This window comes from Actinomycetospora straminea (assembly GCF_028737255.1).
GTDB lineage: Bacteria > Actinomycetota > Actinomycetes > Mycobacteriales > Pseudonocardiaceae > Actinomycetospora > Actinomycetospora straminea.
In genome coordinates this window covers 131,793-155,106 of the sequence record NZ_JAQZAN010000014.1, presented here as the reverse complement: position 1 = coordinate 155,106, position 23,314 = coordinate 131,793, and the positions used below count along the sequence as shown (strand labels likewise).

General features: G+C 75.2%; 18 protein-coding genes and 1 pseudogene. 11 read left to right on the top strand and 8 right to left on the bottom strand.

Annotation, left to right across the window (positions count from 1 at the left end):
• Positions 1-22: 22 nt before the first annotated feature.
• The 7 genes from PH190_RS19485 to PH190_RS19455 all read left to right on the top strand — a co-directional run bounded on the left by PH190_RS19485 (position 23) and on the right by PH190_RS19455 (position 7,447).
• Positions 23-1,459, top strand: a complete 1,437-nt coding sequence (locus PH190_RS19485) for an amidase (protein WP_274233182.1) — start codon at positions 23-25, stop codon at positions 1,457-1,459.
• 113 nt (positions 1,460-1,572) lie between these two features.
• On the top strand, positions 1,573-2,784 hold the full coding sequence (glf, locus tag PH190_RS19480; protein ID WP_274233181.1) for a UDP-galactopyranose mutase: 1,212 nt from the start codon (positions 1,573-1,575) through the stop codon (positions 2,782-2,784).
• Between the two features lie 85 nt (positions 2,785-2,869).
• Positions 2,870-3,133, top strand: a complete 264-nt coding sequence (locus tag PH190_RS19475; protein ID WP_274233180.1) for a hypothetical protein — start codon at positions 2,870-2,872, stop codon at positions 3,131-3,133.
• A 45-nt stretch (positions 3,134-3,178) separates the two neighbouring features.
• Complete coding sequence (locus PH190_RS19470) at positions 3,179-3,979, top strand: hypothetical protein (protein WP_274233179.1); 801 nt, start codon at positions 3,179-3,181, stop codon at positions 3,977-3,979.
• Positions 3,976-6,027, top strand: coding sequence for a glycosyltransferase (locus PH190_RS19465; RefSeq protein ID WP_274233178.1), 2,052 nt, complete (start codon positions 3,976-3,978; stop codon positions 6,025-6,027). Before PH190_RS19470 ends, PH190_RS19465 begins: the two co-directional genes overlap by 4 nt.
• A 96-nt stretch (positions 6,028-6,123) precedes the next feature.
• Complete coding sequence (locus PH190_RS19460; protein WP_420791678.1) at positions 6,124-6,735, top strand: DinB family protein; 612 nt, start codon at positions 6,124-6,126, stop codon at positions 6,733-6,735.
• A 46-nt stretch (positions 6,736-6,781) separates the two neighbouring features.
• Positions 6,782-7,447, top strand: a complete 666-nt coding sequence (locus PH190_RS19455) for a hypothetical protein (protein ID WP_274233177.1) — start codon at positions 6,782-6,784, stop codon at positions 7,445-7,447.
• A gap of 4 nt (positions 7,448-7,451) precedes the next feature.
• On the opposite strand, the gene PH190_RS19450 is transcribed toward PH190_RS19455, so the two are convergent.
• Positions 7,452-8,789: an MFS transporter gene (locus PH190_RS19450; RefSeq protein ID WP_274233176.1), complete on the bottom strand. Its 1,338-nt coding sequence runs from the start codon at positions 8,787-8,789 to the stop codon at positions 7,452-7,454.
• Between the two features lie 431 nt (positions 8,790-9,220).
• On the opposite strand from PH190_RS19450, the gene PH190_RS19445 reads away from it, so the two are divergent.
• From PH190_RS19445 to mscL, 3 genes are all read left to right on the top strand, one after another.
• Positions 9,221-9,529 (top strand): hypothetical protein, encoded by a 309-nt coding sequence (locus PH190_RS19445; protein ID WP_274233175.1) that lies wholly within the window; start codon positions 9,221-9,223, stop codon positions 9,527-9,529.
• A 115-nt stretch (positions 9,530-9,644) separates the two neighbouring features.
• Positions 9,645-9,965: a hypothetical protein gene (locus PH190_RS19440; RefSeq protein ID WP_274233174.1), complete on the top strand. Its 321-nt coding sequence runs from the start codon at positions 9,645-9,647 to the stop codon at positions 9,963-9,965.
• Positions 9,966-10,305: 340 nt separating this feature from the next.
• Positions 10,306-10,734 carry a large conductance mechanosensitive channel protein MscL gene (mscL, locus tag PH190_RS19435; RefSeq protein ID WP_274233173.1) on the top strand — a complete coding sequence of 143 codons (429 nt, stop codon included), beginning with the start codon at positions 10,306-10,308 and terminating at the stop codon, positions 10,732-10,734.
• Positions 10,735-10,832: 98 nt separating this feature from the next.
• Here mscL and PH190_RS19430 read toward each other — a convergent pair whose 3' ends face one another.
• Positions 10,833-11,387: a GNAT family N-acetyltransferase gene (locus PH190_RS19430; RefSeq protein WP_274233172.1), complete on the bottom strand. Its 555-nt coding sequence runs from the start codon at positions 11,385-11,387 to the stop codon at positions 10,833-10,835.
• Positions 11,388-11,731: 344 nt separating this feature from the next.
• On the opposite strand from PH190_RS19430, the pseudogene PH190_RS30855 reads away from it, so the two are divergent.
• A pseudogene (locus tag PH190_RS30855) lies at positions 11,732-13,096 on the top strand (acyltransferase family protein); the annotation flags it as partial.
• Positions 13,097-13,318: 222 nt separating this feature from the next.
• On the opposite strand, the gene PH190_RS19425 reads toward PH190_RS30855, so the two are convergent.
• From PH190_RS19425 to PH190_RS19400, 6 genes are all read right to left on the bottom strand, one after another.
• Positions 13,319-14,518, bottom strand: coding sequence for an RNA polymerase sigma factor (locus tag PH190_RS19425; protein ID WP_274233171.1), 1,200 nt, complete (start codon positions 14,516-14,518; stop codon positions 13,319-13,321).
• Positions 14,518-14,874, bottom strand: a complete 357-nt coding sequence (locus PH190_RS19420; RefSeq protein ID WP_274233170.1) for a YciI family protein — start codon at positions 14,872-14,874, stop codon at positions 14,518-14,520. Before PH190_RS19420 ends, PH190_RS19425 begins: the two co-directional genes overlap by 1 nt.
• Positions 14,875-14,958: 84 nt before the next feature.
• A complete protein-coding gene (locus PH190_RS19415) occupies positions 14,959-15,714 on the bottom strand; it encodes a decaprenylphospho-beta-D-erythro-pentofuranosid-2-ulose 2-reductase (protein ID WP_274233169.1) in 756 nt (251 codons plus the stop codon).
• Positions 15,715-15,722: 8 nt separating this feature from the next.
• Positions 15,723-17,093 carry a decaprenylphosphoryl-beta-D-ribose oxidase gene (locus PH190_RS19410; RefSeq protein WP_274233168.1) on the bottom strand — a complete coding sequence of 457 codons (1,371 nt, stop codon included), beginning with the start codon at positions 17,091-17,093 and terminating at the stop codon, positions 15,723-15,725.
• A gap of 11 nt (positions 17,094-17,104) precedes the next feature.
• Entirely contained in the window at positions 17,105-20,149 is a 3,045-nt protein-coding gene (locus tag PH190_RS19405) for an arabinosyltransferase domain-containing protein (RefSeq protein ID WP_274233167.1), read from the bottom strand.
• Positions 20,133-23,291: an arabinosyltransferase domain-containing protein gene (locus tag PH190_RS19400; protein ID WP_274233166.1), complete on the bottom strand. Its 3,159-nt coding sequence runs from the start codon at positions 23,289-23,291 to the stop codon at positions 20,133-20,135. Before PH190_RS19400 ends, PH190_RS19405 begins: the two co-directional genes overlap by 17 nt.
• Positions 23,292-23,314 lie beyond the last annotated feature (23 nt).

The following is a 23,314-nucleotide window of genomic DNA, read 5'->3' as shown; positions in this document are numbered from 1 at the left end:
GACCACGTCACCCGGAGGTCCCGTGAAGTTCGAGGAGTACGCCGAGCTCGACGCCACCGCCCTCGCCGCCCTGGTGCGCGACGGCGAGCTGTCCGCGCAGGAGGTGCGCGAGGCCGCCACGTCCGCGCTCGACGAGGTCGCGCCCCGGCTCAACGCCGTGGTCGGCGAGCGCTTCGACGCGCCGCTCGAGCACGCCGACGACGGCCCGTTCGCGCACGTCCCCTTCGCCATCAAGGACCTCATCGTCCACGCGGCCGGCGTCCCCCAGCGGGCCGGCACGCGCCTGCTGGGCGAGGGCGTGCCGATGCCGGCCGACACCCACCTCATGACGCGCTTCCGCCGCGCCGGGCTCGCGACCCTCGCCCTGACCGCCACCCCGGAGCTGGGCTTCAACGCCACGACCGAGTCGGTGGCGACCGGCCCGGTGCACAACCCCTGGGACACCTCCCGCAGCCCCGGCGGGTCCTCCGGCGGGTCGGCGGCGCTCGTCGCGGCGCGGGCCCTGCCGGTCGCGCACGCCAACGACGGCGGCGGCTCCATCCGCATCCCCGCCGCGGCCTGCGGCCTGGTGGGTCTCAAGCCCAGCCAGGGACGGACCTCGCCGGGCCCCGACTACGCCGACCCCCTGCTCGGCATGGGCGTCGAGTTCGCGGTGACCCGCACGGTCCGCGACGCCGCGGGCCTGCTCGACGCCGTGCACGGCTACGAGCCCGGCGACCGCTACCTGCTGCCCGACCCGCCGCGGCCCTACGCCGACGAGGTGGCCGGGGGGAGCCGCCGGCTGCGGGTGGCGCTGTGGACCACCCCGTTCTCCGGCCACGGCGCGGTCGACCCGCGCTGCACGGAGGCCACCGAGGCGGCAGCGCGGACCCTCGAGGGCCTGGGCCACGCGGTGGAGGTCGCCGGCCCGGAGCTGGACGCGGAGGCGTTCGACGCCGCCAACCTCGTCGCCTGGACGAGCTTCCTCGCCGACGGCGTCGACGTGCTCGCCGCCGCGCTCGGGGTGACGCCCGGTCCGGAGCACCTCGAGGCGGCGACGCTGGCGTGCGCCGAGCACGGCCGGACCCTGCGGGCGGGGGACCTGTACGCCGCGGACCGCGTCTTCAACGCCACCCGCCGGGCGGTCGCGGCGTTCCACCAGCAGTACGACGTCGTCCTGACGCCGACGATGAACGTCCCCAACACGCCGCTCGGGTACCTGGACCAGAACGATGCCTCGCGCGACGCCCGCGGCTGGTACGACCACATCTTCTCGACCGCCGGCTTCACGGCGCTGTCGAACGTCACGGGCAACCCGGCGATCTCCCTGCCGCTGGGGCGCACCGAGGAGGGCTGGCCGGTCGGCGTGCAGGTCGTGGCGCCCTACGGCGACGAGTCGACGCTGATCGCGCTGGCCGCCGACCTCGAGCGCGCCACGCCGTGGATCGCCCACCGCCCGCCCGGTGGCTCCGCCATGTGAGCACTTTCGCGTGCTGGAGCACTCCGAAGTGCTCACGAGGCGGAGCCACCTGAGGGCGCGGCGGCGGGCACCCGGGCCGGGCGCGGGGCGCCGCCCCGGCTACCGTCGGTGGCATGGGTGCGGATCCGGACCTCGTCGTCGTCGGCTCGGGCTTCTTCGGGCTGACCGTGGCCGAGCGGGCGGCGACGGAGCTCGACAAGCGCGTCCTCGTGGTCGAGCGACGCTCCCACCTCGGCGGCAACGCCTACTCCGAGCCGGACCCCGAGACGGGGATCGAGGTGCACCGCTACGGGGCGCACCTGTTCCACACCTCGAACAAGCGCGTCTGGGAGTACGTCAACCGGTTCACCGACTTCACCGGTTACCAGCACCGCGTCTTCACGATCTACCAGGGCCGCGTCTACCCGCTGCCGGTCAACCTCGCGACGATCTGCGAGTTCGCCGGGAAGGCGATGACGCCCGACGAGGCCCGCGCGTGGGTCGCCGAGCACGCCGCCGAGATCGACGTGGACGACGCGCAGAACTTCGAGGAGAAGGGCGTCGCGCTGGTCGGCCGCCCGCTCTACGAGGCGTTCTTCGAGGGCTACACCGCCAAGCAGTGGCAGACCGACCCGAAGAACCTGCCGGCGTCGATCGTCAGCCGGCTGCCGGTGCGCTACACGTTCGACAACCGGTACTTCAACGACACCTACGAGGGCCTGCCCGTCGACGGCTACACGGCCTGGCTCGAGCGGATGGCCGACCACCCGAACATCGAGGTCCTCCTCGACACGGACTGGTTCGACCTGCGCGACCGGCTCGGGTGGGCGGGCGAGGGCCCTGTCGTGCCGACCGTCTACACCGGCCCGCTGGACCGCTACTTCGACTACTGCGAGGGCGAGCTCGGCTGGCGGACGCTGGACTTCGAGCCCGAGGTCGTCACCACCACCGGCGACTTCCAGGGCACGCCGGTCATGAACTACGCCGACCGGGACGTCCCGTTCACGCGCATCCACGAGTTCCGGCACTTCCACCCCGAGCGGACCACCTACCCGAAGGACCGGACGGTCATCGTCCGCGAGTACTCGCGCTTCGCCGAGCACGGGGACGAGCCGTACTACCCGATCAACACGCCCGAGGACCGCGCCAAGCTCGAGCGCTACCGCGAGCTCGCGCGCAAGGAGGCGGCGAACCGCCGGGTGCTCTTCGGCGGCCGCCTCGGGACGTACAAGTACCTGGACATGCACATGGCGATCGGCTCGGCGCTGACCCTCTTCGACAACCGCATCGCCCCGTGGTTCACCGAGGGTGCATCGTTCGAGGGTGCCGACCTCGCCGAGGCGTGATCGGATCACTCGTTCGGTCGCTTCGGAGCCGGTCCCGGATGCGTAGCGTCACCGCGTCAGCGTGACGATCGTCCGGAGGCTCCCCGTGTCCGCTCCCCCCGTCCCGACCCGCCGGCGCGCCGCCGCGGGTCTCCTCGCCGCGGTGTCCTGCGCCGCGGTGCTCGCGCTGTCGGCCTGCGACACGAGCAGCGAGCCGGCGTCGTCGGGTGGCTCGGGCGAGACCCGGCACGAGGGCGGGCACACCGCGCCGCACAGCGGCGCCCACCCGACCACGCACCACACCTCGGCGCCGTCGGGCCCGACCGGCGAGTTCGACCCGCGGAACTGCCCCACGGGCCTCGTCTGCTGACGCACACCGCGCACGGGGAGCTCCCGGAGCGGGTACGACCAGCCGGTGACCTCCTCCGCGCCCGGCGCCGTCGCCGTGACCGTCTCCGGCGAGCGGCCGGGCTACCTCGCCGAGGTCCTCGGCTCGTGGCGGCGGGTGCGCGGCGTCGAGGCGTGGCCGGTCACGTTCCTGGTGGAGCCCGGCACCCGCGTGCCGGAGTGCCAGGCGGTGATCGCCGACGCGTTCCCCGACGCCGACGTGGTCGTGCACCCCGAGCGCCGGGGGGTCCGGGCCAACCCGTACGACGCCCTCGCGAGGGTGTTCGACGGCGGCGCGGCGTTCGCCGTGCTCGCCGAGGAGGACATCGTCGTGTCCGACGACGTGCTCGAGTACCTCGGCCACGGCGCGGCGGCCCACCGCGACGACCCGTCGGTCCTCGCCCTGTGCGCCTTCTCGCCGCTCCCGGCGCCCCAGCCCGCGGACGCCGTCGGCACGAGCGGGTTCACCGCGTGGGTGTGGGGCACCTGGGTCGACCGCTGGCGCGAGCTCCTCGAGCCGCATTGGTTCGACATCGCCGTCGGCCCGGAGCCCGGCGTCGAGGAGGGCTTCGACTTCGGCATCGACCGGGTGCGCCAGGCGACGGGCCGGCGGATCCTCGCGCCCCTCGCCAGCCGCTCGGACAACATCGGCCAGTACGGCGGGGTGCACGCCCTCCCCGAGGAGTTCGAGGAGAGCCGCGCGGCGACGTTCGCCCCGCACCGGCCCCCGCAGCGCTTCCGCGAGCTCCCCGTCGGGGTGGCCGGCGACCTCGCCCGGCGGGGTGCTCCCGGGAACGCGGGCGTCCCGCCGTTACCGTCGTGGACGTGACGAGCACGGTCGGCAGGAGCGGCGGCGCCGCCGGGACGGTGGAGATGACGGCACGCCCCGCAGGAGCTGGGAACACAGCGCTGCTGCAGCGCGTCATCCTGCCCCGGCCCGCGGACCCGACGTCGGTGCGCGCGCTCTACCTCGACGAGGGCACGGCCACGTCGGTGCAGAGCGCGGCGCCGACCGCCTATCGGCCGGGCACCTACGACGACTCCGTCGAGGAGTTCGTGCTGCACGTGCGGCGCTCCGGCGAGCGCGTCGCCGACGTCACCTCGCGCACGAGCGTGCGCCTGCCCGAGCGCAGCGAGGTCTCCTTCGCCGCCTACTTCAACGCGTTCCCCGCCGCGTACTGGCGGCGCTGGTCGGTGCTCGACGCCGTGGCACTGCGCCTGCGGGTCCGGGGACGCGGCCGCGTCGACGTGTACCGCTCGACCGCGCGGGGCGTGGCGGTGCACCTCGCGGGCGAGGTCGTCGACACCACGGCGGAGGGCGCGGAGGCCGAGCGCGAGGTCGTGGTCCCCGTGTCCCTGACGCCCTTCGCCGACGGCGGCTGGACCTGGTTCGACCTGGCCAGCGAGCACGGCAGCCTCGAGCTGGTGGCCGGCGGCTGGTTCGCCGACCGCGCGGCGCCCGGACGCGCCGCGGTCACCGTCGGCATGCCGACGTTCAACCGCCCCTCGGACTGCGTGGCCACGCTGCGCGCGCTCGGCGACGATCCGCTGGTCCGCGACACGCTGACCGCGGTGATCATCCCGGACCAGGGGTCGTCGAAGGTGCGCGACCAGCCCGGGTTCGAGGAGGCCGCGGCCGCCCTCGGCGACCGGCTGCGGATCATCGACCAGCCCAACCTCGGCGGCTCCGGCGGCTACGCGCGGATCATGTACGAGGCGCTCGAGAGCACCGACTGCGAGCAGATCCTGTTCATGGACGACGACGTCGTCCTCGAGCCGGACTCGGTGCTGCGCGCGCTGGCGTTCTCGCGGTTCGCCCGCGACGAGATGCTGGTCGGGGGGCAGATGCTCTCGCTGCAGGCGCGCTCGCACCTGCACGCGATGGGCGAGGTCGTCGACCGGGGGCGCTTCTTCTGGCAGATCGCCCCGCACACCGAGGACGACCACGACTTCGCCGTCCACCCGCTGCGCGAGACGTCGTGGATGCACCGGCGCACCGACGTCGACTACAACGCCTGGTGGATGTGCCTGATCCCGCGCTCGGTGGCCGAGCGGATCGGGCTGCCGCTGCCGCTGTTCATCAAGTGGGACGACTGCGAGTACGGCCTGCGCGCCGGCAGCCACGGCATCCCGACCGCGACCGTGCCCGGCGTCGCGATCTGGCACATGTCGTTCGTCGAGAAGGACGACACCTCGGACTGGCAGGCGTACTTCCACGTCCGCAACCGCCTGGTCGTCGCGGCGCTGCACGGGCCGGACAACCCGCGCGCGATGCTCGCCGACTCGCTCAAGCGGACGCTGCGCCACCTGTTCCTGCTCGAGTACTCGACGATCGCGCTGCACCACATGGCGATGCGCGACTTCCTGTCCGGGCCGCGCGCGCTGTTCGGGGCGCTGCCGACCGCGCTCGGGGCGGTGCGGGCCACCCGCGCGGAGTTCCCCGACGGCACCGTCCACCGCGGCGCCGACGACCTGCCGCGCCCGGCGATCGGGGCCCGCGAGGCGCAGTTGTGGCCGAAGCCGCCGGTGGGCAAGGTGGCGCAGGTCGCGGCCCTGGCCCGGGGCCTGCGCCACCAGCTGCGCCCCGTCGACCCGGCCGCCCACGAGCGCCCGCAGCGCGACGTGCCCGCCGAGCACAGCCAGTGGTTCATGCTCGCGATGCTCGACGGCGCGGCGGTGACGACGTCGGACGGCTCGGGCGTGACCTTCCGCAAGCGCGACCGGGAGATGTTCTGGTCGATGCTGCGCGAGTCGGTGCGCCTGCACGCCGAGGTCGGCAAGGCGTGGCCGGCGCTGCGGCGGCGCTACCGGGAGGCGATGGGCGAGCTCGTCAGCCGTGAGGCCTGGCGCGAGCAGGTCTTCGATCGCTTCCGCTGAGGATTTCTCCTGCGCAGGGCGGGAGGAGGACCGGACCTGTCCGCCTCCCTCCGTAGCTTTCCTCTCACCAGGGACGACGAGGAAGGTAGGCCCCGGATGACCGCCCTCACCGCGCAGGAGGCCCCCATGACATCGGTCAACACCGCCACCGACGCCGACGAGCGTGCCGACCTCCTCGCCGAGCTGGCCCAGGCCCGCCACTGGCTCGTCCACACCACCCGCGACCTCACCGACGAGCAGGCCGCGTCGCGCCCGACGGTCTCGCAGCTCAGCCTCGGCGGGCTGATCAAGCACGTGGCGGCCACCGAGGCGAGCTGGATGGACTTCGCGGTCAGCGGCGCGTCGCCGGAGGACGACTTCGAGCTGCCCGAGGGCATGACGCTCGACGACTTCGAGGCCTACATCGCGGGCCTCGACGAGAAGCCCGCGTGGCTGGTCGAGCGCGAGAACGCCTTCCGGCTCCTGCCGGGCGAGACGCTCGCCGGCGTGGTCGCGGACTACCACGAGGTCGCCGCACGGACCGAGGCGACGCTGGCCACCCTGCCGGACCTCAACGTCAAGCACCCGCTGCCGAAGGCCCCGTGGCAGGAGCCGGGCACGTCGTGGTCGGTGCGCCGGGTCCTGCTGCACATCATCGCCGAGACGACCCAGCACGCCGGCCACGCCGACATCCTGCGCGAGAGCATCGACGGCGCCACCTCCATGTGAGTGTCCCGCTTCGCTCCGTCACGACACCGGTGCCAAGATGCCGGGCGTGACGGAGCAGGCGGGCGCGCAGCGCACCGAGGGCGGGACCGACACCGACACCGACGACACGTCCGCGGAGGCCTCCGCGGACCGGTCGTCGGAGGAGTCGGGCGGGTCGTCCTCCGGCGAGGGCCGGCAGTCGGCGGAGGGCTCGAGCGGCTCGTCGGGGGGCTCGGGGCGCAGCGGCTCCGGGAGCGGCCCGGACAGCGGCTCGGACAGCAGCCCGAACAGCGGCGCGGGCGGGTCGTCGGGTGGGTCGTCGGACGACCCGCCGCCCTCGGATGCCCCGACGACGCAGACGCGGACGCCGGTCCGGGAGGACCACGACGAGCCCCGCGGCCGGTCGGAGCGCGCTCCGGTGAACGTGGGCGAGCTGGTGTGGAAGGTCGCCGCCGTCCTCGCGTCGGTGGTGCGGGTGATCGGCTACGTCATCGCGGTCGTGCTCGCCGCGTACGTCCTGCTGACGCTCGTCGGGGTGAACCCGCAGAACGCCGTCGCGCAGGTGATCGGGGCGATCGCCGACGCCACGGTGCTGTCGTTCCGTGACCTGTTCCTGCTCGCCGACCCGACGTTCGCGATCGTGGTGAACTACGGGATGGCCGCGGTCTTCTGGGTGCTCGTGGCGGAGTTCGGGTCACGCCTGATCCGCTGGCTCGGCGCCCGGCTGTCCTGACCGCTCACACGCGGACCGCGGCCTGCCCGGCCGCGGCCGTGCCGGGCACGGCGCGCACCGGCAGGAAGGTCACGAGGCCGAGCAGCAGCACGACCCCGATCCCGAGGATCCCCCAGCGCTGGGTGCCGAAGAGCGCGATGCACAGCGCGAACATCGCCGGGGCGAGGAAGCTGACCGCCCGGCCCGTGGTGGCGTACAGCCCGAAGAGCTCGCCCTCCCGTCCGGGCGGCACCACGCGCGCGAGGTAGCTGCGCGAGCACGCCTGGGCCGGACCGACGAACAGGGCGAGGAAGACGCCGCCGATCCAGAACGCGGTGGTCCCGGTCGCGAACAGCATCCCGGCCGCCACGAGCACCAGCGCGGCGAGGCACACGATGATCACCAGCTTCGGCCCGAGGAGGTCGTCCAGCCACCCGCCGAGCAGGGCGCCGAGCGCGGACACGACGTTGGCGACGATCGCGAAGATGATCACCTCGCCGGGGGAGAGTCCGAAGGTGCCCGACGCGAGCACGCCGCCGAAGGTGAACACCGCGGTGAGGCCGTCGCGGTAGATGGCGCTCGAGACGAGGAAGCCGAGCAGGTGGCGGTCGTCGCGCCAGAGCCCGGCCAGACGCCGGAACAGCAGACGGTAGGACCCGAGCACGCTGACCTGCGCGGCGTCCGCGTCGCCGGGGGGTGGCGGATAGGGAAAACGCGTGACCAGGACGGGCAGGCCGAAGACCACGAGCCAGACGGCGCAGACCAGTGCGATCACCCGGACCGACGCGCCGGGCTCGGCGAACGAGAACACCGGGCTGTCGGAGAGGAAGAGCACGAAGCACGCGAGCAGGAGCACGATGCCGCCGACGTAGCCCGCGGCCCAGCCGAACCCGGAGACCCAGCCGGTCCGTCCGGACGGCGCCAGGCGGTAGATCAGCGCGTTGTACTCGACCTGTGCCAGCTCGTAGGTGATGGTGCCGACCGCCAGCAGCACCAGGCCGAGCAGCAGCGAGGACGGCTCGGGGGTCACGAGGGCCATCAGGGCCGTCGCGACGACGGTGACCGCCGTCAGCGCCCCGAGGCGGCGCTGACGTCCCTGCTCGCGGCCGGCGGCGTCGCTGCGCTGCCCCCAGACCGGGGCCACGAGCGCGACGAGCAGGCCCGCGATCGCGATCGTGGACGCGAGCGCGGACGAGCCGGACGCCTCGTCGGCGGCCACGGTGCCGGTCAGGTACACGGTGAAGACGAAGGTCGTGATGACGGCCTGGAACGACGCCACGCCCCAGTCCCAGGAGGCCCAGGCGATGAGGGGGCCGCGGGGGGTGCTCGTCGGGGGCGTGGACGGTGTGGTCGAGGACGACACGCGCGAACGGTAGCGAGCCCGGCGTCGAGGTGCGCGCCCCCGGACGGGCGGGTGGCCTGTCTCGGTGGGTGGCGCGCGTGCCGCGACACACCATCCGGCGCCGCGATCGGACCGTTCGGCGTTCGCCCACTTGGAGCAGTGGGCCGGTGAGGGTGACGTTCCGTCACGGAGCGGACCACTCGGTCGTGGGGGACCGCGCGGTCGGTTCCCACGGGGCGTCGACATCTCATGCCGAGCCTGGCTAATGATCACCTCCTTGGGCGGATCGAGGATCTCCACGAGGGGGTGATCATGGCTCTGACGTGCGGCTTCCCGATCGTCCGGACGCTGTGCAACCGATCGCTACTGTCCGTCGCGCGGCACCCCGGTGCCGATGGGAAAGGCTCCCCGCTGCGCCCGGCACGGGGAGAACCGTGCGAAAGGACAGCACAGTGGGATTCCTCCGTCAGTCCGTCCTCGCCGCGACGCTGATCAGCGCCGGCCTCGCCAGCACGACCGGTGCGGCGTTCGCGCAGGAGGGCGACAGCCAGGTCGGGCTCGGCAACGTGGACGACACCCAGACGATCGTGCCGGTGAACGTCTGCAACAACGACGTCCCGGTGAACGCCCTCGGCGTGCAGGTCCCGGTGCAGGACGTCGCCGGCACCATCCCGGTGCTCAGCCCGGCCGAGCACGGCAGCGAGCAGGCCGCGGGCATCTCCAAGAACTGCGGCAACGAGGTCGCCGCCGACAACGACTGATCTCCCCGGTCCGGTGACGGGTGGGCAGCCCGCCTGCTGCTCGCCGCGACCGGTCCGCTCCCCACGATCGCGTCGAGCCGTCGGGTCGACCATCTCTCACACGAGGAGAACTACCGTGAACCTACTGCGACGGTCCCTGACCGCGACCGCTCTGATCGGCACCGGCCTGGCCTGCACCACGGGTGCGGCCTTCGCCGGTGACGGCCACCACGGTGACCGCACCGAGCAGACCGGCCTGGTCAACGTCAGCGACACCCAGACGATCGTCCCCGTCAACGCCTGCGGAAACAACGTGCCGGTCAACGCGCTCGGCGTGCAGGTGCCGGTGCAGGACGTCGCCGGCAACGTGCCGATCCTCAGCTCGGTCGAGAAGGGCAGCGAGCAGGGCGCGGGCATCAGCGAGAGCTGCGCCAACGCTGTCGAGGCCGACAACTAGACCCCGGCCGGGCTCGTCGGCCCCGAACCGACGACGGTCCGACCTGTCCCACGAGCACACCTCCCCGGGGGCGTGACGCCGAGCCTTGGTCACCGGGACGAGGTGTTCCCACGCGCGACGGGTGGACGCCAGACCCCGGTGCGAGCCCCCGCCGTCGGGGAGGGGACCCGCACCGGGCCCGGCCGCCCGCGGCGACGCCGGCTGACGTCTCGGCCGGCGTCGCCGCACGGGCCCCGGTCCTCCCCGAGGGGGCCGGGGCCCGCGTGTGTGCCCGGGGCGTGCCCGCCGGTGGCCCTATCCTCGGCGCCGCACCGAGACGGCGAGCCGGAGGAACGAGGACGTGCTCAAGGGCTTCAAGGACTTCCTGCTGCGCGGGAACGTCGTCGACCTCGCGGTCGCGGTCGTCATCGGGGCCGCGTTCACCGCGGTCGTCACGGCGTTCACGAACGCGTTCCTCAAGCCGTTGATCCAGGTGTTCTCCGGCGGCGGCGAGCTCGCCGGCTCCTTCGTCGTGAGCGGCGTGGTCTTCGACTACGCGAGCTTCGTCAACGCGGTCATCACGTTCCTCATCACCGCCGCCGTCATCTACTTCCTCGTCGTCACACCGCTCAAGATCGTCGAGGAGCGCCGGCGCCGCGGCGAGGAGGTGGGCCCGGCCGAGCCCACCGACGTCGAGCTCCTCACCGAGATCCGCGACCTCCTGCGCGAGCAGTCCACCCGCTCCGGCCCCGGCGGCCCGACCGGCCGCATCCCCCAGCAGGACCGCTGACGCACGGGGTGGTGTCAGCCTGGCGTCCACGCTGACGTCCAAGGTCAGGAAAGCCACCGGCTCGCGAGCGGGTGGTCGTCGGGCAGGACCGACCGACCTCAGCCGCCCAGGCCCGCGGGGTCGAGCTCGAAGTGCACGGTCGACCAGGGGTCGGGGCGCGCGTCGTGCACGAGCACCGCGCCGGGGAAGCTCGTCCAGAACGCGAGCGCGCCGGGCACCGAGGCGTTGGTGTGCAGGCAGACCGTCTCGTACCCCGCGCCGAACGCCCAGCGCGCGGCCTCGACCGCGAGCCGGCGCCCCACCCCGAGGCGCCGCTGCGCCGGGTCGACCCACACCCGGCAGACCTGGCCGACGCGCCGGCCGTCGTACCGGTCGGTGAGCCAGGCCGGCACGAAGCGCGGCGTCGGCCCGCCGGCGCGCACCGAGGCGGTGCCGGCGAGCACCGGGCCGTCGGGCCCCTCGACCGTGCCCACGAACAGCCGCGTGCCCACCGGGCCGAGGTAGGTGCCGGCGAGGTCGTCGATGTCGGCGTGCAGCCGCGGGTCGTAGCCGCCGAGCTCGCGCTCGAGCATCCCGCGCATGTGCACCGCGACCGCGGGCAGGTCCTCGCGGCGCGCGGCACGGACGACGGGCGGCGCGATCGCGAGCGTCATGGACGGCACTGTTGCACAATATTGGCAACGGCGAACATGCGGTACGGCCGGACTCTCCGATCGGGCAGGTCATGGCGACAGCCCTCCCGGGCCCGCCACGGCGAGCGGGCGCCCGCGCCCCCGAGGCGCCGAGCCTCGACCCGGTGTCACCGCCACTCGCCGGTGACTGCTCCGTTCGGGCAGTCGTGACGCAGAGCGATCGCACAGCGCGTGGCCACTCCCGGATCGAAGTGCTCGCCACCCCAATCCACCGATCGGAGTATCAGGAACCGGCCACTCGGCGCCGTTGACCGGATCGAGGGTTGGCACGAGCCATCCCGGGTCGGGGACGTCGGGGAGGCGCGGTGCGGACGGTGGTGGGGCAGGGCCACGACGGGCCGGGCGAGCACGACGACCGCGGCGAGGCCGCCACGTCGGACACCCGCATCCCGGCCCCGCGCTTCACCGTCCTCACGCCCCGCCCGGTCGCCCCGGTCTCCGGCCCCCTGGCGTACGCGGTCCCGACCCCGCTGGCGAACCCGTTCTCCGGCCCGACGCCGCGGCAGGCCCCGGCGGGGCCGCCGTCGGCCCCGGCCCCGGACCCGCTGCCCACCCCCACGGAGACCGGGCCGACGACGCCGGCCCGCCCCGCCCCGCGCCCGGCGACCGTGGAGATCCCCGCCCTGACCGGCCTGCGAGCCGTGGCGGCGGTGTGGGTGCTGCTGCACCACCTGAGCTTCCTGCCGGTCACCGGCTACGCCGGGTGGTTCGAGCCGATCGACCCGCTGATCGCGGCGGGCCCCCTGGGCGTGGACCTGTTCTTCGCCCTGTCCGGTTTCCTGCTCGCCCGTTCCTACCTCGACCGCTGGCGGGGAGCGCCCCGCCGGCGCCAGGCCTTGGGCTTCGTCTGGGCCCGGCTGGCGCGGGTGTGGCCGCTGTACGCGGTCGTGGTGGTCCTGGCCGGGCTGTGGTGCGCCGCGCGCGCCGTCCTGGGGAGCGACGGCGTGATCACGTGGCAGGGCGCCCAGCCCGGCCTGGACCCCGTGAGCTGGCTGCGGCAGCTCACGATGACGCAGATGTGGGACACGGGCGGCATCGACGGCGTCTCGTTCGTCCTGCCGGCGTGGTCGATCAGCGCGGAGTGGGCGGCGTACCTCGCGTTCCCGCTGCTGGCCGGCGGTGCCTGGTTCCTGCGGGGCCGGCCGCGCCCGGTGCTGGCGGTCCTCGCGGTGCTGGCGGCCAGCCCGACCGCCGGGATCGCGGTGCTCAACGCCCTCGAGGGTTCCTGGGACGGCTTCTGGGCCGTGCGCCTGGCCGCCGGCTTCAGCGCCGGTGTGCTGACGTGGCTGGTCGTGCGCCGGGTCCCGCGGACCCGCACCGTCTCGCGCTGGGCCCACCACCTGCTGCTGCTCGCGCTCGCCGAGGTCGGCGTCGTCGTCTACTGGGCCGCCACGGCGCCCGCCACCGCCACGCTGAGCGCCGACGCGCGGGTGTTCCTGGCCGCGCCGCTGATGCCGGTGGTGATCGGGGCGCTGGCGCTGACCGACGGCCCCGTGGCCCGCGCCCTGGGGACGCGCCCCCTGCGCCACGGCGGGCGCATCTCGTACGCGCTCTACCTCGTGCACTTCCTGCTCATCGAGGTGGCGCTCGTCGCCATGACCCGCATCCCCGCCCTCGCCCCGGACACGGCGGCGGCCGCGCTCCTGGTGCCGCAGCTGGTCGTCCTCGCGGTGGCGCTGGCGCACCTGGCGTACCGCTTCGTCGAGGAGCCCGCGCAGGCCTGGATGCGGGACAAGGACCCGTCGCGGCGCCGGGGTAGCGCGCGCCGCGACGTCGTGGTGACCCGGCGAGCGGAGGCCACCCCGCCCTCCGCTCGCCGGGCGGGGGGGGGGGGGGGGGGGGGCCCCCCCCCCCCCCCCGACCGGCAGCCGCCGCGGCCTGAGCGCCGCCGGTCAGGGGGCGAGCTCCGCCTGCCGGCGCGCCAGGTACCGCCGCTCGACGGGGTTCGTCGTCAGCGCCAGCGCCGTCCCGTAGGCCGCGGCCGCCTCGTCCGTTCGGCCGAGCCGGGCGAGGACGTCGGCCCGCGCGGCCGGGAGGTACGGGTAGCCGGGCAGGTCGGGGGCGAGCGCGTCGATCTCCCGCAGGACCGCGGCGAGGTCCGCGCCGGCCACCTGGCTGCGTGCTGCCGCCCGGTTGAGGGCGACGACGGGCGACGGCCAGCTCGCGAGCAGGGCGTCGTAGGCCGTGACGAGCTGCGCCCAGTCGGTCTCCGCCCAGCTCGGGGCCACCGCGTGCAGCCCGGCGACGGCCGCCTGCCACGCGAAGCGCCCGCGCCGCGGGTGGCGCACGGCGGTGGTGGCCCGCGCCAGGCCCTCCCGGACGAGCGCCCGGTCCCACCGCGACCGGTCCTGCTCGGCGAGGAGGACGAGGTCGCCCTCGGGATCGGTGCGCGCCGGTCCCCGCGCCTCGGTGAGCAGCACGAGCGCGAGCAGCGCCTGCGGTTCCGGCTCGTCGGGCAGCAGCCGGACGAGCAGCCGGGCGAGGTCCTGCGCCCGGCCCGTGAGCCCCGCGTCGCGGAGCGGCCCCCGGACGGCCACGTGCCCGGCGGTGTAGGCGAGGTGCACGACGGTGAGCACGGCGTCCAGCCGCGCGGGCAGCTCGTCGTCGGGCGGCACCCGGAACGGGATGCGCGCCGTCGCGATCTTCTGCTTCGCGCGGGTGATCCGGCGCGCGACGGCGGCCTCGCCGGTCAGGAGGACCGCGGCGATCGCGGGGACGTCCACCCCGCACACCAGCCGCAGCGTCAGCGCGACCTGCGACGCGCGGGCCAGCGCCGGGTGCGCGCAGGTGAAGACCAGGCGCAGCGGGTCGGTCGGCGCCGGGTCGTCGTCGTCACCCGGCGGCTCCACCAGCAGCGGGAGCCGCCGCCGCAGGACCGCGTCGCGGCGCAGGCGGTCGAGCGCGATCCGGCGGGCGGTCGTGGTCAGCCACCCCGTGCCGTTCTCCGGCGGGGTGGCCGGCCACGTCCGGAGCGCCCGCTCGACCGCCTCCTGCGCGCAGTCCTCCGCGAGGTCGAGGTCCCGGGTCAGCCGGGCCGTGGCCGCGACGACCACGGGCCACGCGCCGCGGAAGACCTCGTCGACCGCGGTCATCAGCCGTCCCCGGGCGTCTCCATCACCGGCCGCACCTCGACGTTCCCGGCCGGGCACACCCGGGCGAGGCGCAGCGCGACGTCGAGGTCGGGCGCCTCGATGACGTAGAAGCCGCCGAGGGCCTCCTTGGTGTCGGCGAAGGGGCCGTCGGTCAGCAGGGGCTCGTCGCCGCCGCGGCGCACGGTCGTCGCCGACGAGGAGCGCTCGAGCGCCTCGCCGCCGAGCACCTCGGCGCCGGCCGCCCGCACGGCGGCGACGAACTCCCCGTGGAGGGCGAACTCGTCGGCGACGCCCTGCTCGTCGGCGGTGTCGTACCAGTCCTCGTCGTCGTACAGCAGGAACACGTAGCGGGCCACGGCCGCGCTCCTCCCTGTCGTCGGGGTGTCGTCACCACCCTGACGAACGGGACCGGGCGGATCGGACACCCGACCCGGGCGACGTCAGAGCGGCAGGCGCCGGAAGATCGGGCGCGGCACGTGGCGCAGCGCCGACATCACGAAGCGCAGTGGCGCCGGCGCCCAGGCCTGCTCCCGGCCGCTCGCCACCGACGAGACGATGACGTCGGCGACGGCCTCGGGCGTCGTCGACAGCGGCGCAGGGGACAGGCCCTCGGTCATCTTCGTGTGCACGAAGCCGGGGCGGACGACGGTGACGCCGATGCCCTCGCCGCGCAGGGCCTCGGTGAGCCCGGTGTAGAACGCGTCGAGCCCGGCCTTCGTGGAGCCGTAGACGAAGTTGGAGCGCCGGGCCCGCTCGGCCGCGACCGACGAGAGCGCGACGAGGTGCCCGTGGCCCTGGCGGCGGAACTCCGTGGCCAGCGCGACGCCGACCGAGACGGCCGCGACGTAGTTGACCTCGGCGAGCTCGACGGCGGCGTCGATGTCCTGCCAGGCCTTCTCCTGGTCGCCGAGCACGCCGAACGCCACGACCGCGACGTCGATGTCCCCGCCGGCGAACGCCTTGCGGACCGCCTCGGTGTGCACGGCGGCGTCGCGGGCGTCGAACTCGACGGTCTCGACGGTCGCGCCCGCGCGGGTGAGGCGGGCGGCGGCGTCGGCGAGGCGCGGCGACTGGCGCCCGGCGAGCACGACCCGCACGGGGCCGCCCTCGAGGTAGCGCTCGGCGGTCGCGAGGCCGATCTCGGACGTCCCGCCGAGCAGCAGCAGCGACGTCGGGTGGCCGACGGCGTCGATCATGGTTCTCCTCAGGGGGTGAGGCGGAGGCGGCGCGACATGTCCGACGCGAACACCCCGTCGGGGTCGGCGGCGTCGCGGACCTTGCGCCACTCGTCGAGCCGCGGGTACATGGCGGCGAACGTCGCGGGGTCGGTGCGCGAGTCCTTGGCGGTGTAGAGGCGCCCGCCCATGGCCAGCACGCGCTCGTCGAGCGAGCGGCAGAAGGCCCCGAGACCGTCGACGATCGGGAAGTCGACGCAGATGTTCCAGCCCGGCATCGGGAAGGACAGCGGGGCGCGGTTGCCCTCGCCGAACTTCTTGAAGACGTTGAGGAACGAGACGTGCCCGGACTCCGCGATGTCGCGGATGATCGCCCGGAACTCGGCCTCGGCGTCGAGCGGGACGATGAACTGGTACTGCAGGAAACCCTTCGAGCCGTAGGCCCGGTTCCAGTCCCCGAACAGGTCCAGCGGGTGGTAGAAGGCGGTCAGGTTCTGGATCTGGCCGCGCTCGTTCTTCGTCTTGCGGTAGTACAGCTCGCCGATCGCCGAGAACGTCAGCTTGTTCGCCAGCCCGTTCGGGAAGACGTCGGGCAGGTCGAGCAGGGTCGGCGCGTCGAACTTCAGCGGGTCGCGACGGAGCTTCGCGGGCAGCTCGTCGAGCCGCGCGAGCGACCCGCGCCCGAGCGCGGCCCGGCCGAGCTTCGACCCCGTCGAGATCGAGTCGAACCAGGCCGACGAGTAGTCGTAGGCCTCGTCGGAGCCGTCGGAGAACCGCTCGATCGTCTCGTCGAGGTTCGCCGTGCGCTCGGTGTCGGCGACGAAGTAGGCGGTCTCGGTGTGCGTCATCCGGATCGTCGCGCGCAGGATGATGCCGGTCAGGCCGATGCCGCCGACCGTCGCCCAGAACAGCTCCGCCTCCGGGCCGTCGGGCTCGAGGCGCCGGACCTCGCCCGAGGCGAGCAGCAGGTCCATCGACACCACGTGGTCGCCGAAGCTGCCGTGGGAGTGGTGGTTCTTGCCGTGGATGTCGTTGGCGATCGCCCCGCCGATGGTGACCTGGCGGGTGCCCGGCAGCACCGGCACCCACAGGCCGAACGGCAGGGCGATGCGCATGAGGCGGTCGAGCGAGACGCCGGCGTCGAGGTCGACGAGGCCCGTCGACGCGTCGACGGCGTGGACGCGGTCGCGCGCGGTCATGTCGACGACCAGCCCGCCCGCGTTCTGCGCCGTGTCGCCGTAGGAGCGTCCGAGGCCGCGGGCGATGACGCCGCGCTCGCCGGCGGTCGCGATCGCCTCGCTCAGCGCCTCGTCGGAGGCGACGTCGTCGCCGGTGAGCACGGTGGCCCGACTCGGGGCGGTACGGGCCCACCCGGCGAGCGTCATCTGGGAGCGCGGCATCCCGGGCGAGTCTAGGGGGTGTCCAGGACGGGGACGCCCGCGCGTCCCGCCCGCGCCCAGCCGGCCACCGTCTCCTCGCGGACCTGCGGCGACAGCGTGGCGAGCGGCAGGCGCGGCACCCAGCGGGCGAGCCCGACGGCGTCGCGGGTCGGGTCGCCGTCGAGGTAGACGGGCAGGCGGACCTCGTCGACGAGCAGGCGCGGGGTGAGGAACGGGCCGCCGGTGGTCGGCGACACCGCGATCTCGCCGGCGTCGGCGAGCCCGGGCGGGGTGACGCGCCAGGGCGGGATGCCGGCCGTGCCCCCGGTCAGCGGGGGCGGGCGGAGGCACGGGAAGACGAACGCGACCGGCCAGTCGACCAGGGCGGTGCTGCCGGGCGGGACGAGGTCGTCGAACGGGACGGTGCGCGGGACCCGGGGCACGCTGACGGCGAGCGGGAGGTCGGGCGCCTGCCCGGCCGGGGTGGCCGTGCGGGCGTCGTCGGCGTCGCGGGCGGCGCTCGTGGCGCGGACACGTACGAGGGTGGCGCCCTCGGGGGCGAGGCCGCGCAGGTCCCGTGGCGCGGTGCCGGCGCGGGGCCCGGCCGGGGTCCGGCTGACCGGCGCCTCGACCGGGGAGGCGGCGAACTCGAGGGTGACGTCGCCCCGGGCGAGCGACCCGCTCGCGGCCACCACCACCGGCGCCCGCTGCTCGCGCGCCTCCGCCGGCAGCGCGTACCAGCCCGACACCAGCTGCGCGGGCCCGCGGTCCACCCCGGCCGGCGCGGCCCACCCCGGCAGCTCGACCCCGCCCACCGTCAACGGCACCGCCGGAGGCGCGCCGGGCACGAACCGCGGTGCCAGCGTGGCGTCCACGCTGTCACTGGACGCCAGGAAAGCCCCCACCTCGCTCGGGGAGCCGGGCGCCAGCAGCCCCGCCCGCGGATCGGTCTCCACCGCCAGGTCCGAGGCCAGCCCGCACGGGTCCCCGCGCAGCGCCGCGAGCGCGTCGGAGCCGTAGCTGAAGGTCCCGAGACGGTCGGCGGTGACCTTGAGGAACGACCCGCCCTGCAGCGCCACCACCACGACGACCAGCACCAGCGCGAGCGCCCCCGGCGCCACCACCCGGGCGAGCCGGCGCGGCGCCGCCCCGCGCACGGCCACCAGCACCGCCAGCACCAGCGTGCCCACGATCGTCACCGGCAGCGCCACGTTCCCGAGCGGCACCCGGAGGATCTGCGGCGGGATGTCGTTCCAGAACACGCCCCACGCCGAGGCGTAGGCCCACTGGTTGTAGCCGATCAGCACGAGCGTCGTGACCAGCCCGAACCCGCCGAGGACGACGACGAGCGCCGGCCCCCGCAGCCGCCGGGACGCGGCCACCACCCGCGGCGACCACAGCAGCACGAACAGCGTCAGCGCGGCCGTCCCGACGCCCGCGAGCTCGCCGAAGTGCAGCGTCCACTTCGTCGGGCTCACGATCAGCAGCACGGGCGCGAAGGCCACCACGGCGAGCAGCCGCCGCGCCGGCGCCGGGGCCACCCCGCGCCGGCCGGCCCGCACCAGCGCCCACGCCGCGGCGGGCACCGCCAGCAGCGTCAGCAGCACCGCCAGCCGCGCCCCGAGCCCGCCCTGCACGTCGCCGGGCGTGAGCAGCACCGTGTAGCGCGCGAGCTCCTGCCACCACGGCTGCCCGCCGCCGATCAGCTGGCGCACCCGCGTGGCCTCGAGCAGGCCCGCGAGCGACTGGTCGGCAGCCATCGGCAGCACCGCCACCGCGAGCCCCGCGACGACGACCAGCGCCCGCGTCCAGCCCTCGCGGACCCCGGACCCCGCCCGCGCCAGCGCCGGCAGCGCCACCAGCAGCGGCGCCAGCCCGAGCAGCGCGCCGGGCGTCAGCGCGACCGTGAACCCGGCGATCACCCCGCCCGCGAGCAGCGGGAGCAGCGCGCGGGTCGCGATCGCCCGCTCCGCGCACACCCACACCGCGAGCACGCCCAGCGCCAGCCACGGCTCCGGGCGCAGCGAGAGCCCGAACGGTGCCCACCAGGCGAGGAAGGCCGCCGCCGCCACCCAGGTCGCCCCGCGCCCGCGCAGCGCCGACCCGAGGCGGGGCAGGGCGTGGCGGCGCAGGAGCACCCAGAGCAGGACGCCCAGCACGGTCGCGGGCACGCGCAGCCACAGCACCGACGCCGCCGGCCCCGGCGCCAGCGACGCCCACGCGCGCGTGGCCTCGTAGAACCAGCTGAACGGTGCCTCGGGGGCGTTGAGCCAGCGGTAGACGTTGCCGGTGAAGCCGCTCTCGCCGCGCGAGCGCAGGATCCCGGCGATGTAGCCGTCGTCGACGGTCGCGGGCCCGACCACCGCCCAGCCGGCGAGCGCGAGCGTCACCACCGCGTCGACCGGCCGGGGCCGCACCCGGCCCGGCCGCCGGAACGCACGCCCGTCGCGGCGCCACACCGCGACGACCATCCCCGCGAGCCCCAGCAGCACCCCGACCCCGAGCAGCGTCTTCACCGCGCTCGGCGTCGTCTGGAACCGGGTGTCGGTCTGGAGGCGCAGCGACAGGCCGTCGGTGCCGGGCGCCTGCGTGGTCACCGCGGCGACCACCGGCCGCACGTCGCCCTCCCGGACCGCGACGACCCGCCCGTCGAGGGCCACCGTGGTGCGCTCGGGGATCGACGCGACGGTCAGCGTGCACGGTCCTGCGGGCAGGGGGACCAGCGCCAACACCGAGCCGTCACTCGTCACCACCGCGCCGCCGGGCACCGGCCGCACCGTCAGCCCCCCGACCGGTGCGGGCGGCGTCCCCGGCGGGGTCGTCGCCAGCGTCGCCTGCCCGGACGGCGTGGCGGCGAGCACCGCGCAGCTCACCGACGCGTCCAGGGCCACCGGCTCGTAGGGCATGAGCGGCAGCGCCGCCGCGCTCGACGGGGCGCCCTGCGGCCAGGTGAAGGTGACGACGGGCGCGACCACCGGCGCGAGCGGGAACGCGATCGCGCACAGCAGCGTCAGGACCGCGGAGGCCAGCAGCAGGGTCGGGCGCGGCGGTCGGTCCGGCTCAGCCGAGGTACTCACGCCCGGAGTACGCCTCCGACGCCAGCGTCGCGAACCGGTCCAGCCCGCCCCGGCTGACCTGGTCGACGCGCAGGTCGTAGCCGTCGGTGGGGTGGTCGTAGACGATGCGGTCGACCGTCCCCCACTGCAGCGCGGGCACCCCGCCGTCGGGCAGGGTCGAGTACGGCCGCACGGTGGCCCAGGTCCGCTCCGACTGCACCATCGTGCCGCCCCACGACTCGAAGGTCGGGTTGGTCAGGATGAACTCCGGGGTGTTCTCGGCCGCGTTGAGCCGCAGCGTCGGGGTGGGCGCGATGCCCTGCTTGACGGCCACCTGGTCGACGCACGGCCACAGCACCGCCGAGAGCTGGTCGGCGAACGCCCCGCCCGCCACCTGCTCGGGCGGGCGGTCCTCGGCTGTCGCGAGGGTCATCACCGGCTGCATCCGCGCGAGGTGGGGCGCGGCGACGGCGAGCGAGCTGTCCGGCCCCGCGACGCGGTCCTCGACGAGCAGGCGCACCGCGGTCGGCCGGCTGCCCGGCAGCTGCACCGGGATCTCCTGCCACTGGCGCGCGGTGAAGCCGCCCGCCGGCGTCACGGCCACCGACTCGGCCTCGACCGGCGCGGCCGCGTCGCCCGACCCGAACTGCACCACGATCCGCTGGCGGTCCGGTTCGTTGCCGGCGACGGGCACGGTGAGGTGGGTCGGCGCGTCGGGGTCGGCCGGGTCGACGGCGGGCAGCGGGTACCAGCCGGTGGTCAGCGAGCCGAGGCCGGTGATGCCCCGCGGGGAGGTCGTCGGGTCGGCGCCCGGCGGGAGCTCGACCTCGTCGTGCCACACCGCGCCCGGGCCCGGCGGCGGCACGGGGGCCGGGTCCTCGGCGGCGAGGGCGAAGTCGCCGGTCGCGGCGTCGGGGGTCGTCGGGTCCCCGACGTCCTGCGGCGTGCGGGCCATGACCGTCGCCGCCTCGCCGAGGCCGCAGCCGCGCCCGGTGAGGGCCTGGGCCTGGCTGCCGGCGACGGTCCAGCCGCTGCCCTGGTACAGCGGCGCCGCGACCATCACGCCGACCATCAGCACGACGAGGGTCGTCGTCGCCGTCACGAGGACCGCGCGCTCGGGGGTGACGCCGAACGTGCGCCGTCCCGCGCGCCGCCGCCACGCCACCCACACCGCGGCGAGCGCGGCGAGGATCAGCCACCACCACACGTCGCGCAGGTAGTAGTCGTACCAGTGCGGGGCGAACGACTCGAGGTCCAGCATGGAGATCTCGGTGTCGAGGTGGTCCCCGAACGGCATCCCGCGGTCGCTGTAGGGCTTCCAGGTGTTGGGCCCGGCGAACCCGAGCACGGCCGCGCCGCTGATCAGTGCCACGGACGCGCCGGTGACGAGCGCGCCGGAGCGTCGCGGCAGCGGCGAGTGCAGCAGGGTCAGCGCGAGCAGCACGGTCGCCGGAGCCGCGATCGCGCCGAAGTGGTTGACCCACTTCGTCGGGCCCAGCGCGAGCAGCCCGAGCGCGACGGCGGTGGTGACGGCCACGCCGAGCGTCGCGTCGCGCAGCCGCCCGCCGACCGGGCCGCGCCGGCCGCTGCCGATCGACACCACGACCAGCACGACCACCGTGAGCAGCACGGGCAGACGCCGTCCCCACGTCCCGGTCTCGATGAGCGTCCGGTAGTGCGCCCACTCCTCGTACCAGGGGAAGGTCAGGTAGTACCAGCTGTGGACGTCGGTGGCCTCGATGACGTCGCCGAGGGTGGCGTCGCCGAACCCGACGGGGATGGCGATCGTGCCGGCCGCGATGACCGCCCCGGCCGCGCCGAGCCGCGAGCGCCAGCCGCGGGCGACGAGCCAGCGCCACAGCCACGGCAGGGCGACGACGACCGGTGCGGCGGCGACGAGCCCGGACGGCGAGACGCTGACCGCCAGCGCGGCGAGCGCGGTCGCCGGCACCAGCGGGCCCACCGCCTCCCGGCGCCGCGCGACCTCCGCCAGCACGAGGACCCCGGCCGCCAGCGGGACGATGACGACCTCGGGTCGCAGCGCCATCCCGTACGGCAGCCACCACGCGAGGTGGCCGAGCAGGAGGGCCCACGCCACCCCGGGCAGCCGCCCGCCCCGCCCGAGGATCGTGGAGAGCAGGACCCGCAGCAGCACCCACGTCACGAGTCCCAGCAGCAGCGGGAGCAGGCGCATCCAGAGCAGACCCCAGCCGGGCAGGCCGACCGCCTCGCCCAGGTGCCCCCACACAGCCATGAGGTACTGCGACAGCACGAACGGGTTCTCCGTCGTGTTGAACATGTAGATCTGGTTGCCGATGTAGCCCGTCGGGCCGGCGTTGCGGGCCATCAGGAGGTACCACGAGTCGTCGTTCTGCAGCGGCCCGAGCACCACCCAGGCCGCCGACACGACCAGGACCACGGCGTCGGCGGGGTGGAACCGCGGCCACTCCAGTCCCGGCCCGCGGCCCCGCCACCGCCGCATCGCCATCCAGATCGTCGCGGCCAGGGCGAGGGCGTGGAGCACGAGCAGCGTCGTCTTCAGCCCGCTCGGCGCCGACGAGTAGCGGTCGTCGGTGTGCACGGTCGCGCCGAGCCCCGGCGTGCCCGGCGCGTCGGTGGCGAGCTCGGCGACCTGCGGGACCAGCGCCCCCGGCCGGTCGACGAGCACCTGCCCGTCGCGCTCCACCCGCGTGCCCCGCTGGTCGGCGACGACGCGGTAGGTGCAGTCGCCGAGCGGGAGCAGCTCGTCGACCAGGGTGTCGCCCGAGCTCGTGACGACGACCCGCCCGCCGCTCGTGGTCAGCGTCAGGCCGCGGCCGGGCGTGCCCGCCGACGGCGGCTGGGTGCGCAGGGCGTCGCCGCCGGGACGCAGGGCCGCGCAGGGCACGTCGGCGGTGAGCGCGAGCGGGCGGTACGGGGTCAGCGGCAGGCTCGTCGACGTCGCCGGCTGGCCCGCCTTCGGCCAGGTGACGACGGGGTCGTCGGCGAGGACCGGGGCCAGCGGGATCGCGAGCCCGAGCAGCACGGTGATCGCCGCGAGGGCGGCGAGCCACCACCCCGCGGCCCGGCTGCCGCCGCGCCACGGCGGCCCGGCGGACTCGTCGCGGGGGTCCGCACCGGGAGCCGGGTCGGCCCGGCCCTCCTGTGCTGCCACCACGGCCATGGGTGTCGACGATATCGACGCGC